10 protein-coding genes are annotated in these 15210 nt (G+C 58.8%); 6 read left to right on the top strand and 4 right to left on the bottom strand.

Annotation, left to right across the window (positions count from 1 at the left end; genetic code table 11):
* Positions 1-48: 48 nt before the first annotated feature.
* Positions 49-573, bottom strand: coding sequence for a GcrA family cell cycle regulator (locus V7660_RS14250; RefSeq protein ID WP_335603723.1), 525 nt, complete (start codon positions 571-573; stop codon positions 49-51).
* A gap of 275 nt (positions 574-848) precedes the next feature.
* Between V7660_RS14250 and V7660_RS14245 the strand changes: the two genes are divergently transcribed.
* On the top strand, positions 849-1685 hold the full coding sequence (locus tag V7660_RS14245; protein WP_335603722.1) for an ABC transporter permease: 837 nt from the start codon (positions 849-851) through the stop codon (positions 1683-1685).
* A 90-nt stretch (positions 1686-1775) separates the two neighbouring features.
* Positions 1776-2390 carry a hypothetical protein gene (locus V7660_RS14240; RefSeq protein WP_335603721.1) on the top strand — a complete coding sequence of 205 codons (615 nt, stop codon included), beginning with the start codon at positions 1776-1778 and terminating at the stop codon, positions 2388-2390.
* A 74-nt stretch (positions 2391-2464) separates the two neighbouring features.
* Here V7660_RS14240 and V7660_RS14235 read toward each other — a convergent pair whose 3' ends face one another.
* A complete protein-coding gene (locus V7660_RS14235) occupies positions 2465-4621 on the bottom strand; it encodes a caspase family protein (protein WP_335603720.1) in 2157 nt (718 codons plus the stop codon).
* Between the two features lie 59 nt (positions 4622-4680).
* The gene (locus V7660_RS14230) at positions 4681-5673 is read right to left on the bottom strand and encodes an endonuclease/exonuclease/phosphatase family protein (protein ID WP_335603719.1); all 993 of its coding nucleotides are present in this window, start codon (positions 5671-5673) and stop codon (positions 4681-4683) included.
* Between the two features lie 854 nt (positions 5674-6527).
* On the opposite strand from V7660_RS14230, the gene V7660_RS14225 reads away from it, so the two are divergent.
* The 3 genes from V7660_RS14225 to V7660_RS14215 all read left to right on the top strand — a co-directional run bounded on the left by V7660_RS14225 (position 6528) and on the right by V7660_RS14215 (position 10897).
* Positions 6528-7859, top strand: a complete 1332-nt coding sequence (locus V7660_RS14225; protein ID WP_335603718.1) for a Na+/H+ antiporter NhaC family protein — start codon at positions 6528-6530, stop codon at positions 7857-7859.
* Between the two features lie 210 nt (positions 7860-8069).
* Positions 8070-8963, top strand: coding sequence for a hypothetical protein (locus V7660_RS14220; RefSeq protein ID WP_335603717.1), 894 nt, complete (start codon positions 8070-8072; stop codon positions 8961-8963).
* A gap of 140 nt (positions 8964-9103) precedes the next feature.
* Positions 9104-10897 (top strand): NACHT domain-containing protein, encoded by a 1794-nt coding sequence (locus V7660_RS14215; RefSeq protein WP_335603716.1) that lies wholly within the window; start codon positions 9104-9106, stop codon positions 10895-10897.
* Positions 10898-10926: 29 nt separating this feature from the next.
* Here V7660_RS14215 and uvrB read toward each other — a convergent pair whose 3' ends face one another.
* Positions 10927-13122, bottom strand: coding sequence for an excinuclease ABC subunit UvrB (gene uvrB, locus V7660_RS14210; protein ID WP_442910051.1), 2196 nt, complete (start codon positions 13120-13122; stop codon positions 10927-10929).
* 172 nt (positions 13123-13294) lie between these two features.
* Here uvrB and V7660_RS14205 point away from each other — a divergent pair, with 172 nt between their 5' ends.
* Positions 13295-15142, top strand: a complete 1848-nt coding sequence (locus V7660_RS14205) for a hypothetical protein (protein ID WP_335603715.1) — start codon at positions 13295-13297, stop codon at positions 15140-15142.
* Positions 15143-15210: the final 68 nt, after the last annotated feature.

Here is a 15210-nt window from a genome sequence, read left to right as displayed (position 1 = left end):
AGAAGGACTTCGGGGGCTTTCTGTCAGCCATAAAGGTGCGTGCCGGGCTTAGCCAGCGATACGGCGGACATAATCATAAGCGCCTTTGCGGCTGTCCCGCTTGCGAGCCGGCTGGAAGGCCACTTTCGCATGTTCGGAACAGTATGGCCCGCAATCGGACTTGCGACCGCAAAAGGCGAATTTCGGATCCGCAGGATCACCGATTGGCCATTTGCACATGGAGTCCCGCAGCGTGAGGATCGAGGCGGGCTCGCCATCGGCCTGTTGCAGCGGCGGCAGAGGCGCCATCACTTCGGTGCGTTCCACGGGGCGCGGCTCGACCGTTTCCGGCGTGGCCGGTGTTGCCACCTTGACGCTGCCATCCGGCAACACGCGCGGCTTCGGCCGGGCGAGGCGTGGCGGGCGTTTTACCGGGCGGGACGGTGTCGCACGGCCGGACAGGCCGAGGCGATGGACTTTCCCGATCACAGCATTGCGGGTGACTCCCCCCAGCTGTTTGGCAATCTGGGAAGCCGAATGGCCTTCCGCCCAGAGTTTCTTCAGCACGCTTACCCGTTCTTCGGTCCAGGACATGGTTGATGTCTCCCAGCTCGGTTCAAGATCGTTAACACTTACGATCCATCAGCCCCTATATATTGAGATGACTTGGTACACGTCATCCGCTCAGCACCTAGATATCGTATCAGCAGCGAAACGAAACACAACATGCTGCGCAGTCTTTCCACAGGCTTTCTACATATTGTGGTTAACTGCGTCAGCTTGTGGACAAAATTCAGGCACCGAAATTTCCGTGATTTTTCCGAGTCTTGCCCCTCGCAGACTCGGGCAAGGCCCCCTAGATACAGCGGATGACCGATACAGCCGCTGATCAGACCTCCGCCCACCGCCTCGTCCGCCAATATGGCAAAGTGAACGGTTTGGGGCTCTGGACCCTGTTCAAGCGCGAAATCGGGCGCTTCCTCAAAGTATGGATGCAAACCGTATTCGCCCCGGTTGTCACGACGCTTCTCTTCATGACGGTCTTTAAACTGGCATTTGGGGACCGCGGGCGTCTGATGGGGGATTTCGAGGGGCTGAATTATATCGAGTTCCTGGCCCCCGGCCTGATCGTGATGGCAATCCTGCAGAACGCCTTTCAGAATACGAGTTCCAGCCTGGTTCAGGCCAAGTTCAATTCCACCTATGTCGACTTCCTCATGCCGCCCCTGTCCCCCATGGAGCTGACCGTGGGATTCATTGGCGGCTCGGTCGTGCGGGGCCTGATGGTGGCCTTCATTTCCGCAATCGGGATCCAGTTGAGCGGACTGGCCGATCTGACCATTGTGCATCTCTGGCCGATCCTGTGGTTCAGCGTCACGTCGGCCATCGCGCTCGGCGCGCTTGGCGCAATCGGCGGAATCTGGGCCGACAAGTTTGATCATTTGTCGGCGGTGACCAATTTCGTGATCGTACCGCTCACATTCCTGTCCGGCACATTCTACGACATCAAGGTGATGTCCGAGCCCTTCTACACAATGGCCCGCCTGGACCCCTTCTTCTACATGATTGACGGGTTTCGCTATGGTTTCCTCGGCGTTGCCAACAGCTCCGTCATTGTCGGGGTTTGGGTAACGGGATGTCTGTCTGTTGCGGGCATATTCTCCGTCTGGCTCATGTTTCGGTCGGGCTACAAGCTGAAAGCCTAAGACTCCCCTCAGGCGGGAGCAGCATTGACGCTCCAGTCCCGTCCCCTTTGAATGCCGGAAATCCCGGCTGGGGCAGAATTGGAGAAGACTATGGGTAGTGGGAAATTCCTCGCAGCCGCACTTGCGGCGACGGCAATCCTGGCGGGGTGTCAGATGATACCGGCCGAGCAGACGGTCGCGGAATATTGCGCCAATCCGGACAAGGCCGATGAGGCGGTCTGCAAGCTGAAAATGGAAATCGACGGCAACACGACGGCGCTGGCCGATACTGACATGCGCCTGTCGCAGGCGCGATCCATGGCCAATAACGCAACTGAAGCGGCTGCGCGGGCACAAGCCAGTGCCGACGCGGCGAGAGCCCAGGCCGATGCGGCCATGGCGCTGGCTGAGGAAGCCAATGGCAAGGAAGTCCAGTGCGAGACCCGCACCATCCAGAATTCCGATACGGGCTCCTGCCGGCCGGGCTATGCGCTGACCAGCTGCACCCAGACCCGCTACACTTATCGGGCAGGGGGCATGTCCATCCTGCGCGAGATCAATGACGAGCAGTGCCGCTTCAACAGCCGCGTGCTGGAAATGCAGGTCCGCTGCTGTGCCGTGTCCGGATCGGCGCCCATGCCGGAAGACACCCTGATCGAGAATGAGGTGCCGCCACAGCCGCCGCGCCAGGAAGCGCCGAAAGAGCCGGTCCCGGTCAGCCCGTAACCTGAAGAGTCACCCATCAGACTTGAGCCGCTGAAACCCTGTTTCGGCGGTTTCTTTTTGTTTCAGGACATGTCTCAGTCGCCTGCCTGCACGAAATAGAAATCGCCGCCCGTCGTGCCGTCCGTGTAAACAGGGCGCTGTTTCTGGCCCGTGCGTGCGGCGACTGCATCCTGCACGCGCTTGAACACGACATTGGCCGGATCCTCGAGCGTTCTGATCAGGCTGGAGAGTTCTTCGGAATAGACGCCATCATCAGCTGCCGTCTTGCCAGGCTCGGTGGCGAAGGCCTGGAACACGCCGGACGCCCAGCCGACGGGGCTGTAGGCCCGCATCAGGCCTCGGCTCTGATCGTCCATCACGGTCCGGCAGGCATCGAACACAATGAAGGAAGTCGGGGCGACGGTGGATGAGACGCGGTTGAAGATCTGTTCGAAGCTGACGCCAAAATCCCGGATGGTCTCCGGCGAGGCGCCGGGAATATCGGTTGGCAGGATGAAATTGGTGCCGTCCACATTCACGCCATGACCGGAATAGTAGAAGAAGGTCACCGGATAGGCGCCGGCATCCTTGCGGGCCTTGGCCATGCGGCCGAGCAGGCTGAGGGCGCGCACGGTCTGGCGCTGGCCAAGATCCTCGCAGTGCAGGACCGAGAAGCCGACGTCGGTCAGGGCAGCCGTGATCCGGTTGCCATCCTCATGTGTGACGGACAGGCGGCTGACGGGCGGCGAATAGGCGAGGTTGCTGAGCACCATCGCCTGACGATCCGGGTTCGGGCCGGTGATCCAGACACAACCGGCGATCTCGGTGTCGGGCAAGAGGCCGGTTGCGGCGTTGGCCATGTTGGCTGGGCTCATCACCGAAGACATGGATGCCGTGTCCGTGGCCGTCATCAGCGTGTTTGTGCTGGCAAATGTGGACGCCATGTCGCTCTCGGGTGTCGGGGCGCGATTGGCGCTCACCGTATCGTTTGCAGCAGGCCCCGGATCTGCGAGCAAATCTTCCAGCGGCGTGACCCGGATCGCCATCGGAATGGTTTTCACGGCGCGCTCAAAACGCTCGCCATTCACTTCAACCGTTTCCGACACGGTGAAGGTCAGGCTCGGCGTTCCGGCCTGGCGCGGCGTGACCTGCCATTGCCAGAGGGTCGGTGAGCCCGGCAGGACAGGCTGTTCGGACGGCGTTGTCGCGACCAGGTCATAGCCATCCCCCTTGGCGGTAGCGGTCATCACCTGACTGGCGCGGACCGTGTCAAAGGTAAGCGACATGGCGCTTTCCGCACTGCCGGGCGCGAGGCCAGTGCCCATGATGCCGCGCAGGGACTCGTCAACTTCAGCCTCACTTGTGTCGCGTTGGAGGGGTTGGATCGCCACTTCGAGGAAATAAGGCTGGCCCAGCACCATCTGTTCCGGCGCATGGTGCGCGATGCGGCCGCTGTCGAAATCGGAGGCGGCTTCGGCGGCAAGTTGGGAATAGCGATAGTCCCAGTCGGGACAATGGCGGATGAGGTGAGCGCCTTCGATTTCGACTGTCTCGCTCCAGAAGCAGAGTGGCTTGTCGACATAGCCGACTTCATAGCCCTCCCCGGCAAGTTCAATGGCGAGGGCATCAAGTGTGGCAACGAGATCGCCGTCGATACGGTGGGTCGCTTGTGAGTAGGTCTCGGCATCCAGGTTTGCACATGTGACCAGTAATGTGCGAGGCGCAGAAATCTCTGCCTGGCAGGTTTCGGAATAGCCCGGGCCCGCAGCCGTCGCTTCGAGTCCGGAGAAGTTTCCTTCTTCCAGCGCCGCAAGCAGCTCCAGCATGGCAGGGTCATCGGCATAGAATTCGCGCATGTCTTCGATGTCGTCAGCCGATGCGGTGGCTTCATGCTCGTAGGCATATTCCTCTTCGGAATAGCCCCATTCGGATCCGGTATTCGCTTGGCCGCCAAATCCTATTGACCCGTCAGGTTCGTCCTCGACCATCGCCGGTGGCGGAGGTGGCGGAGGTGGCGGAGGTGGCGGAGGTGGCGGAGGTGGCGGAGGTGGCGGCGGGGTTCCGGGCCGGGTCGGCTTCGGCTCAGAACGGTCGGGCGCCGCGGCGGGCATTTCCTGCTGCGCTTGGGGTTCTGGGTCGGGGATGACGACTTCGACCGAGGAGGGGGCGCGTCGGGCGGGCTCCCGCGTCTCGCAGCCCGTCAGGGCCGCCGCCAGGAGGAGCATGCTTATGGTGAGTTTTACTGGCCGCATCTCCGTCCCCTCGGCTTGATGGTTAACCAGAGATTACACAGTAATCAGGGCCGTGCCAATCAAGCCGGACGAAGCTGGAATCCATAGAGCATGGGATAATGGTCCGAGCCGCACGGGCGCAGGCGTCGGATGGTGACGAGATCAAACTCGCCGGTGACGAAGGCATGATCGAGCGGCCAGGCGAGGAAGGGATTCTTCGCGCCGTAGGAATTGTAGAGGCCGCGCCCGCGTTTCGGGTCGCAGAGGCCCGCATGCTGCTTGAACTCCCGAACCATCCATGACCAGCCGACTTCGTTGAAATCGCCTATCACGAGGGAAGGGCGGTCCTGTTCGCGGAGTTCGTCGGCGACAATCATCAGTTCATCATCCAGATGTTGCGTGGCGTCGCGGGGACGGGGCGGCCGCGGATGGATGCAATAGAGGCGCACCTCGCGGCCATCCATCTCCACATCTATGGTGAGGGACGGGACATGTTCCTGACAGAAATAGCGTTCCTGCACCTCCCTCACCGGATAGCGCGAATAGAAAAGGAGGCCATTATGGTCCTCCTTGTCCAGAAGATAGGTGTGGGGATACTCGTCTTCGATATCTGAGAGGGCTTCCCGCCAGCGGGCATTGGTTTCAGACAGGAAGAGAATGTCGGCATTGCTGTCGCGTATGCGGGCGAGCACGGCGGTATGATCCTCGTTTTCCTGCAGCACGTTGAGCAGCAGGACGGACAGCGGCGTGCCGGGTGCGCCCGCCTTGGCACGCCGCAATTCGCGTTTCCGGCCGGGCAGGTAGGGCAGGATGTCTGCCGCGCAGATCAGGAAGGCAACGGCGTAGGCCATGAGCAGGCTGGCATTGCCGAGCTCGCCAACCGGATAGAGCGCCATATAGATTGCTGCGGCGGCCGTCAGGATAAGGCAGGTCTGCAGCCGGCCATAGACCCACACCCGCATCCACCAGATTTCGGTGCGGAGTTTCGGCGCAATGGCGGCAAACAGGCCCCATGCGCCAATCAGGCCGAAGACGGGTTCGATCATGGCGAGCATGGGGAGGGGGCCTTTCATGGGCGGTTGGGTATTGGGTCGGGTCCGGGAAAGCTACGCATGAAGGGCAGGGGAAGTTGCGGGCGCGGCTGCGTGCTGGCTCGCCTGAGACGCGAAATCTGGAGGGCGCTCACAAAAAGAAGGTGTGATCGCGGACGATCACACCTTCTCTGGTGTTTCGAATCAGACTACCGAGACACTGTGCATGCACTCGTTGTCGGTCCTCGATTGACACCGGGCTTGGATCGGGCTCGCGAAAGCGGGCCTTTTCTTTTTGCCCTTTGTCAGGATCCGGTCTAGTCGCCGCCACATTCTTGCGAGCGGGCATGCGCCCAAGGCCGTCTCCCGGATCAGTTTCAGACATGCAATCGCACGGGCGAGTTGCGCGCTGTCCTGACCTAACCGCCAGAAATCCCGAGGGATTTTCCTTTGGTGACGTGTTTCGGATCGCGCTCCGGTCACGCCTCACAGCCCTTCGCTCCGGGGTCTAGCTCCCCTGTCGAAGACATCGCCTGCTTTGTCTCGAGGTCCTGCCTGGCCCTTTGCGCGGCTGCTCTCACAGCCTTGCTTCTGACCTGGCCCTTCCTGCGAGGGCGATGTACTTGCCACCGCTCCTTAAGCGGGTTTGCTCCCGCCCGGATTTCGTTGGCTAACCGAAATGATTCCCTAAAACCGGACATGAGTCGAGTCCCTTCTGGGGAGAATTTCACAGTTTTGTGATGGCGGCCGGATTTTGCGCATTTCCTCGTCACACCCCGGTTTGCGCGCGTCAAAGCGCGCAGGGCGCTGGGCATTTCGGGGCGAATGCGCTTAGGTGAGGGGCTTGCACACAAGGAGGCTGGGCCCTGGAAATCCTGACTGTACTGCCGCCGGTATTGGCGATCCTCGTCGCGCTGGTGACGCGCAATGTCTATGCCGCGCTGGGTCTGGCCCTGCTGGCCTCGGAGACGCTGATTGCCGGCTTCAATCCCGGCATGGGCGCGCTCGGGGCCATCGACCGGGCCGTCGGCGTGTTCGACAGCACGGGCAATACCCGCGTCCTGCTCTTCTGCCTGCTCATCGGCGCGCTGATCGCGTGGATGCGCGACTCTGGCGGCGTCGAAGCCCTGGTCAGCGGCCTGATGAAGCGCGGCCTCGCCTCCACCCCGCGCCGCGCGGCGCTGGCGCCAGCTTTGGCGGGGACGGTTATTTTTGTGGAGACGAATGTCAGCTTGCTCAGCAGCGGGGTATTGGGCCAGCGCCTGTTCGACGCGCATGGGCTGAGCCGGGAGCGGCTGGCCTATATCATCGACTCCACGTCGGCGCCGGTCAGCACGCTGATCCTGCTGAATGGTTGGGGCGCCTATGCGCTGGGCCTGGTCGAGCCGTTCGGCTTCGAGAGCCCGATTGGCGTCGTGGCGGGCACGATCCCGTGGAATTTCTATGCCCTGCTGACGCTGGTCGGCGTCTATTTCACCGTGTTCACAGGCCGCGTCTTCGGCCCGATGAAGACCGCCGGACAGGGCCGCAGCGTGCTGGCCGAGGACGAGGAACCCGTCCAGCCGACGCGCGCGATCTACATGTGGCTGCCGCTGGCCGTGATGATCGTCGGCGCGCTGGCCTTCATGGCCTGGACGGGCGGCGGCAACATCTTGGCCGGCAGCGGCAGCCAGTCGATCCTGTGGGCGATCTGCCTGGCCATGCTGGTCGCGGCCGTGCTGCTGGCGCTGGGCAAGGCGTTTCCCAAGGGCGGACTGCAGGAAAGGGGCTTTGCGGGCATTGCCGAAATGGTGCCCGTGGTGACGATCCTGTTCCTGTCGATTGCGTTGGGGGACAGCCTGCGCGTGCTCGGCACGGGCGCCTTCCTGTCAGGCGTCGCGGCGCAGTTTGTCTCACCCATCATCGTGCCAGCGGTGCTGTTCGTGGTGGCGGGTGTGACCGCCTTCATGACCGGCACGAGCTGGGGCACGTATGGCATCATGATCCCCATCGCCATGCCGCTGGCCGCCGCGCTGAGCCTGCCGCCGTCGCTGGTGCTGGCGGCGGTGCTGGGCGGGGGCGTGTTTGGCGACCATTGCTCGCCGATTTCCGACACGACGATCATCGCCTCTCTGGCGGCGGGCTGTGACCATATCGACCATGTCCGCACCCAGATGCCCTACGCGCTGGTGACCGGGGCGATTGCGGTGATCCTTTATCTGATAGCGGGCGCGGTAACCGGGGGATAAGGCGCGCAGTTCGGCCCCGAATCTGGCCCATAAAGAGCCCATAAACTGTCCATAATTGGTACCGAACTGGTCCAGAACTTTGGGCCATGTCCGGGCAATGGGGGAGGGGCGCGCCGCTATCCCCTGCCTCTGGAGGCGGGATCGCCCGCCGCGACGGGCCTGGCCCCCGGCGCAATCCGATGGGGGTGCGCCCGTGGCACTCTTCCCGGCATGAGTGATGCGCCCAGCCCCGCCAAACGCCAACGTCGCACGACGGCGAGCCTGACCGCCCTGCGCCATCTGGCCCGCGAGGCCGCAGAGGCGGGCGAGCCGATGCGGGAAATCGCCCGGCGGCTGGACCTGCCCTGGTCCACGCTGACCAAATGGGCGCGCGAAGACGGCTTTCGCCACAAGGACATTGCCGCCCGTCAGGCCGCCGCCGCCAAGGCGCAGGAAGACGCCGACCATATTCGCCAGCAGGCGGAACTGGCCGCGCGGCGCACCATCTTGCGCGACGAGGAAGACGACGAAGAGGCGGATGAGCCGTTCACGCCGCGCAGCCAGACCGATGAGGAAATCACGCTGGCGCGCGCCCGGGTCGGCGCGCTGCTGGAGGCGGGATATATTCCGGAGGCGGAGCAGGACATGCGCGCGGCCCGCCGCCTGACCAGCCTGCAGAGTTTTGCCGCCCCGGTGCGCGCCGCGACCGAGGCCGCCACCCAGCAGATGCGACAGGCGGAAACCAATGCCCACCTCTACCGCGCCGCGCTACAGGTCTGTGCCTGTTGGGAGGAGGGGGATACGCCGCCAGACCATCTGCCCTGGGTCGTCTCGGCCACCTTCCAGAAACGGCTGGCCATTGCGCGGGAAGTGGTCCGAGGGTTCGACCCCAACGATAAGGGCAGCGACCAGGAGCTGACCGAACACATGATCCTGCTGGCGGCGCAGGGCTGGTTCCGCAATTTCCACCCGCTGCTGCGCGAGGCGATCACCACACTGACCCTGCAGGGCCATCACACCCTCGCCGAAAAGGTCGGCGGCTTCCTCAAACAGGAACAGGCCGCCCTCCCGACCCTCATCCAATGGTGCCACGCCAACGGGTATGGGTATCATGGGGAGCCGTAGGGCAGGTTACGCTTCGCTAACTACGACATCAGGGAGTGGTGCTTTGCTCGCAATTTATCGTTGAATTTGAATGACTCATGATCTTATGATCTCAGCTAGATCATTTAGATTCGTTGTTTGAATTTCTGAGGAGATATTCTGTGGCTGATAGTGAATATGCGCAACTAGCTGCGGCGTTGGTGTCTGAAGTTACACGAAACGTCGGGAAGGGAATATCAGATTTCACCAACGATCAGAGAAAGCGGTTCGAGGTCGCATTGAATTCCTGCTTTACCGACTACATTGAGCGAACATTCGAGAAAACATCACAGATTAAAACGCTAGTAGAGCGAACAGAACCGGTCAGCCTTTTCGATCGGTTTGTATCTGCTGATTTATGCCGTTCAACGGGTCATCGATTTCTTCAAGATCGCCATGAAGCGCAGTCAGCTGATGAGTTTACGGATAAGTTGAGTTCGGACAGTCGATTCTTGCTAACTGCTACAGCGGGGGCAGGCAAGTCTATGATTATGAAGTTTATTGTCGCTTCGCTGATTAAGTATCGAAAGACATATGTGCCGATATTCGTTGAACTCCGAAATTTGAACGAATTGTCTCATGATAGTCTCTGGGACTACATGTATCTATCGGTGAAAACAATGAACGCAAAGTTCGAGCGAGACCAGTTTGAACTCGCTCTGAAGTCTGGAAAGTTTTGTCTCGTACTTGACGGGTTTGACGAAGTTCTGGACTCTAAGAAATCATCAATATCTAGGCAAATTCAAGAACTGTCCACCAAGTACAAGAGTTGTCCTGTTGTGGTTTCAAGTCGCCCAGAAGATCGATTTGTGGCTTGGGAGGAATTTACCGAACTTACAGTAGCCCCTCTCACGCGGGGACAATGTGTAGACCTTATACAGAAAATAAATTTTTCGCCCAAAGCAAAGAGCGATTTTATCGGAAAAATTAAAAAGGAACTTTGGGCGTCGCACAAGGAATTTTTGTCTAACCCGCTTTTGGCCAGTATGATGCTAGTAACCTTTGAGAACGCATACGACATTCCAACCCGTCGGCACCTCTTCTATCAAAAAGCCTTTGTAGCGCTTTTTGAGAAACATGATGCGTATAAAGAATATAAGCGGGAGAGAAAGTCCGGATTGGATGTTGATCAGTTTGAGGAGGTTTTTTCGGCTTTCTGTGTAGTCTCGCTTATGGATGGGCATGTGTCATTTGACGCCAATTCTCTGCGGCTAAATGTTCGGAAAGCTATAACTATGAAAAAAATCGATTGCTCTGTAGATGACTTCATAGATGACCTAACAAAAAATATTTGCATCATCGTGCAGGACGGGAACATGTTCGTTTTTGTCCATAGATCCTTTCAAGAATACTTCGTTGCAAAATTTATCAGCAAGTTGCCATCCGAGAAGGGGCGGAGACTCATTCAGTCCATTCAGAATAAGCACCATGAGAGAGAAATATTTCGTCTGCTGTATGGATTAGACCGTGACTATTGCGAAAGAAATTTGTTGCTTCCAACCTTTAACAGGCTGCTTTCTTTTGATTCCAAGAGGGCGAGTGATAGGAATAGGGAGCTTGCCTTTAGAGTTTGTGGAGGCATCGAGAACCAGACTGTAGTTGATTCGACAAAACATGAGAGCACGCAACGTGTGCTAACATTTGGCGATGAAGCACCCGGAACGGACGACTTTCTCACGATTGTGAACCTGCTGGTGCCAGGGAGAGAGAGAACAGATCACCTCATCAGAAGTATTTCTTGGATAACTGGTTTCGTCCGTTCTTCTTCTGACGAAAAACATAAGCGAGAACATCGCGATAACTTAGAGAAAAGCATAGACGATTTCGGGCCCGTACGAATAGCTTTGGAAAAGGAGCGACGCCACATGATAGGGGAAATTGAGAGCCGTGATCGGTTTCTAGAGGGACTTTATTAGTCTAAACGCGGATGCTCGCCTGAGTTCCACTAGAGCCCCAACTCTTCCTCCCGCAACCGCTTCACCTCGTCCCTGAGACGCGCAGCTTCTTCGAACTCCAAGTTCGCGGCGGCTTCGCGCATTTGTTTTTCCAAATCCGCGAGGACGGCTTTGAAGTTGTGCCCGGTTTCGCCAGCAAGTGGCAAGGCTTTTGTTTCGGCGACGCCGCGTGACTTGGTCTTGTCCTTGCCGCGGCCGCGGGCTTTCGGGACGCCGTCCTTCTTCTCGCCGAGTTCGCCGAGAATGTCCGCCACGGCACGCTTGATCGTGGTCGGCGTGATGCCGTGTTCCTCATTGTAGGCGACCTGTTTCTCGCGGCGGCGGCTGGTCTCATCCATGGCGCGCTGCATCGAGCCGGTGATCCGGTCGGCATAGAGCACGACGCGGGCGTCGGCGTTGCGGGCGGCGCGGCCAATGGTCTGGACCAGGCTCGTCTCTGAACGGAGGAAGCCCTCCTTGTCCGCATCGAGGATGCCGACAAAGCCGCATTCGGGAATGTCGAGCCCCTCGCGCAGCAGGTTGATGCCGACCAGAACATCGAACACGCCAAGGCGCAGATCGCGGATGATCTCGATCCGCTCGATCGTGTCGATGTCGGAATGCATGTAGCGCACGCGCACGCCATTTTCGTTGAGGAAGTCGGTCAGGTCTTCCGCCATCTTCTTGGTCAGGGTCGTGATCAGGCTGCGATAGCCCTTTTCGGCGACGGCCTTGACCTCGGCCATGACATCATCGACCTGGTTGGCGCCATCCTTCGAGACGGGGCGCACCTCGACCGGCGGGTCGATCAGGCCGGTCGGGCGGATCACCTGTTCGGTGAACACGCCGCCGGTGCGGTCGAGTTCCCAGCTGCCGGGCGTCGCGGAGACGTGCACGGTCTGGGGGCGCATGGCGTCCCATTCCTCGAATTTGAGGGGGCGGTTGTCCAGGCAGGAGGGGAGGCGGAAGCCGAATTCGGCGAGCGTCGATTTGCGGCTGAAGTCGCCTTTGTACATGGCGCCGATCTGGGGCACGGTCTGGTGGCTCTCATCGGTGAAGACGAGGGCATTGTCGGGCAGGTATTCGAACATGGTCGGCGGCGGGTCGCCGGGCTTGCGGCCGGTCAGGTAGCGGGAATAGTTCTCGATGCCGTTGCAGGAGCCGGTGGCGGCGAGCATTTCGAGGTCGTATTGTGTGCGCTGCTGGATGCGCTGGGCTTCGAGCAGTTTCCCGTTGGCCTCGAAATGGGCGACCGTGGCCTTCATCTCCGCCTTGATCTTGCCGATGGCCTGGTTGAGCGTCGGGCGCGGGGTGACATAGTGGCTGTTCGCATAGATCTTGATGGCGGGCAGCTTCTGCATGGTGCGGCCGGTGAGCGGGTCGAATTCGGTGATGCTTTCCAGCTCGTCGCCGAAGAAGGAGAGCTTCCAGGCGCGGTCCTCGAAGTGGACCGGGAAGATGTCGATCACATCGCCCTTCACGCGGAAGGTGCCGCGGGTGAAGGCCATGTCATTGCGGGTATACTGGTTGGCGACGAGCTGTTCGGCGACGCTGCGCGGGTCGATGCGCTGGCCCTCTTCGAGCCGGAAGGTCATCGAAGTGTAGGTCTCGACCGAGCCGATGCCGTAGATGCACGAGACCGAGGCGACGATGATGACGTCGTCGCGCTCCAGAATGGCGCGGGTGGCCGAGTGGCGCATCCGGTCGATGGCCTCGTTGATGGAGGATTCCTTCTCGATATAGAGGTCCGAACGGGGGACATAGGCTTCGGGCTGGTAGTAATCGTAATAGGACACGAAATACTCCACCGAGTTCTCGGGGAAGAAGGATTTGAACTCGCCATAGAGTTGTGCGGCGAGGGTCTTGTTCGGCGCGAGGATCAGGGCCGGGCGCTGGGTCGCCTCGATGATCTTGGCCATGGTGAAGGTCTTGCCGGTGCCAGTCGCGCCGAGCAGGACCTGGTCGCGCTCGCCGGCCTGGATGCCCTCGACTAGTTCGGGGATCGCCGTGCGCTGGTCGCCCGCAGGCTCATATTCGGAATGCACCTTGAACCGCTTGCCACCTTCCAGCTTGACCCAGTCGCGGTCAGGCCGGTGGGGCGTCCAGTTGTCGGACGGCAGGGCGCCGGCGGCATCGCGGGCGAAACCGTCGAGTGAAAAGACGCTGGGCGCTTCGGAAACGCCTTTGGAAGGAGGGGGAGGAGCCATGCTGAACGATATGGGACGAAAGCGGCGAGTGTCTAGGGTGTTCCTGTTGTGTTCGATGTGTCGGCAGGCCATTCCAAATATCGCCAAACACACCTGTCCACCGAGGGTTGGGAATCTAGGTTGCCTTCAAAGTTAACTAATGGTTAGCCTCTCATATTGAGGGGACGAGGCGATGAATTACACATTCTCGGAAAACGGAGTTGTTGTTGAGCAACTAACCGATCAGGGAATGCATCTGGAGTTCGGCAACAGGGATTTAGAACGCTCTGTTGTGTGTTTATTGGGAATCGTTGGCACTTTAGGGACAGTCCTGTTCCTGCAGTTGGCGATCACCGATCCAGGCGCTCGGCGATTTGCTTTTGTATTGGCAATTGCTGTTGCGGTTCCTTGTCTGATTGCGTGTTTTGCTTGCTATCGATCATCTGCCATCCGGAACGCCCGCATGCCATCCAAGAGCAATGAAAGGTTGCCTCACAATCATGTGGGCGGAGTGGGTGCTGCGGTCATATTTTTATTGGCGGGCTTTGTCTTCGTTTCAGCTTATGCGGGGCAGAAACTGAATGGGGCGATTGTGATTCCAGAGTGGATGGGAATTGCCGTTGTTGTTGCATTCGCGACTGTGTTTGCGTGGGTATTTTTATTTTCTCGCGTACTTGAGCTGGGCGGTGTCCGCGGCGTACGCAGATTGATGGAGCGAGCTGCTGCGCCTCTTGTGCCCTTCGGCTATTTTTTTAGCGCAATCGACAGCTGGTTAGTCTTCGTTGTGGCGCCTGCAGTCGGGGCGACGTTGAGAGGAGATATTGTTCGGTATGCAGTGTTTTTTACCCATATTGTGGTTGGCTGTATCTTTGCTTGGCATGCGACCGCCCCATTGGGTTTGATTGGGGCAATGTGGGCCTTCATCGCGGTAATATCCGTAGCTCGCCGCTGGTCTTGGATTGAAACGGACAGGAACCGCCTGATTCAAGATCCAGATATGAAGCCCGACTTGCTTCGTATTGGGCTTCATGATGACCTCCGCGATGAGGCTATTTCGGGACTACTTTTGTTGGTGCTGATACTTCCTATAGCAATGCGTCAATTCCAGCTCTTTGACTTTGGGTATCCGGTTTTTCAAGTCGAGACGGGAGCCATAGACAGACTGGATGCTTGGGTAGGTTTTTTTGGAGTCGAGTTGCTGAAAGCGCTACCGTTCCTTGATTGGGCTGACATTTATAGCGCAGAGGCGGAAACAAGAATCCATACGAGCGCCCCGCTATCAATGCACGTGCTGCTGGTGGCGCGCGCAATTATTGATCTCGTATTCATTGGTGCGATCCTGCAGGCGTTGGCAATCTCGGTGTCGCTTTCCAAGAATCGCCGGGATTTCTTGAAAAGACGGGCAGGTGTGGATGCACTCGACCCAAGAATTGAGGCTCGTGAACTCGCTCGGCTGTCTTTTAGGAAAAATGGTGAATGGCGCTTTAGAGAAGAAATAAAGCAGTACACCCACTACAGTCCGAGTCGCCTTATTCGCCTTAAGGTGAAAACGAAAAAAGGGTCCCGACTTCAAGTCGCTGTTGCTGAGATTATAAGGCGTTCAGGGCTCGATATAACACCGCCCGCCGAGTTGCTTCCTCAAGTAACTGCGTCGAAAAGGATCGACCCAGCCGAAATTCGTGCGATTTTGGATGAAATAGATGAGTTGAGACAGTACGATCTAGACTATCTCGCAATTGCGCGACGCCAACTGAATTGGAAAAGCGGTGTGGAGGCTGAGAGAAAGAGATTAGTTCAGATGATCGTCTCAAAAGTTGACGTTAGCCCTCAGCGCGAGAGAGAGCTTTCTGAAGTGTTGGTTGGAAAAGACGCCGATAGTCTCGCGAATATTCGCGTCCTCGTAGTGCAGTCTCTAGCGAGAAATGCTCAAGCAAATCCACAAAACTTAACGCCGCTTTCTCACGCTTTCCATTATGATCGCGCCAAGGTCGTTCGAAATACTGTCGCAGCGCAAATGAGAGCGCGTAAACTAAGAGCCTGATCCAAAAAGAGTTGTGTGATTTCAGCGGCTTGTGATTCTCTGTGGTTGCGAAGCTACGGAGAGCCACA

This window comes from Hyphomonas sp., assembly GCF_036964145.1.
In the GTDB taxonomy this organism is placed as follows: Bacteria; Pseudomonadota; Alphaproteobacteria; order Caulobacterales; family Hyphomonadaceae; genus Hyphomonas.
Note: the sequence above shows the minus strand (reverse complement) of the source record. Positions and strands in the feature narration are given on the sequence as shown.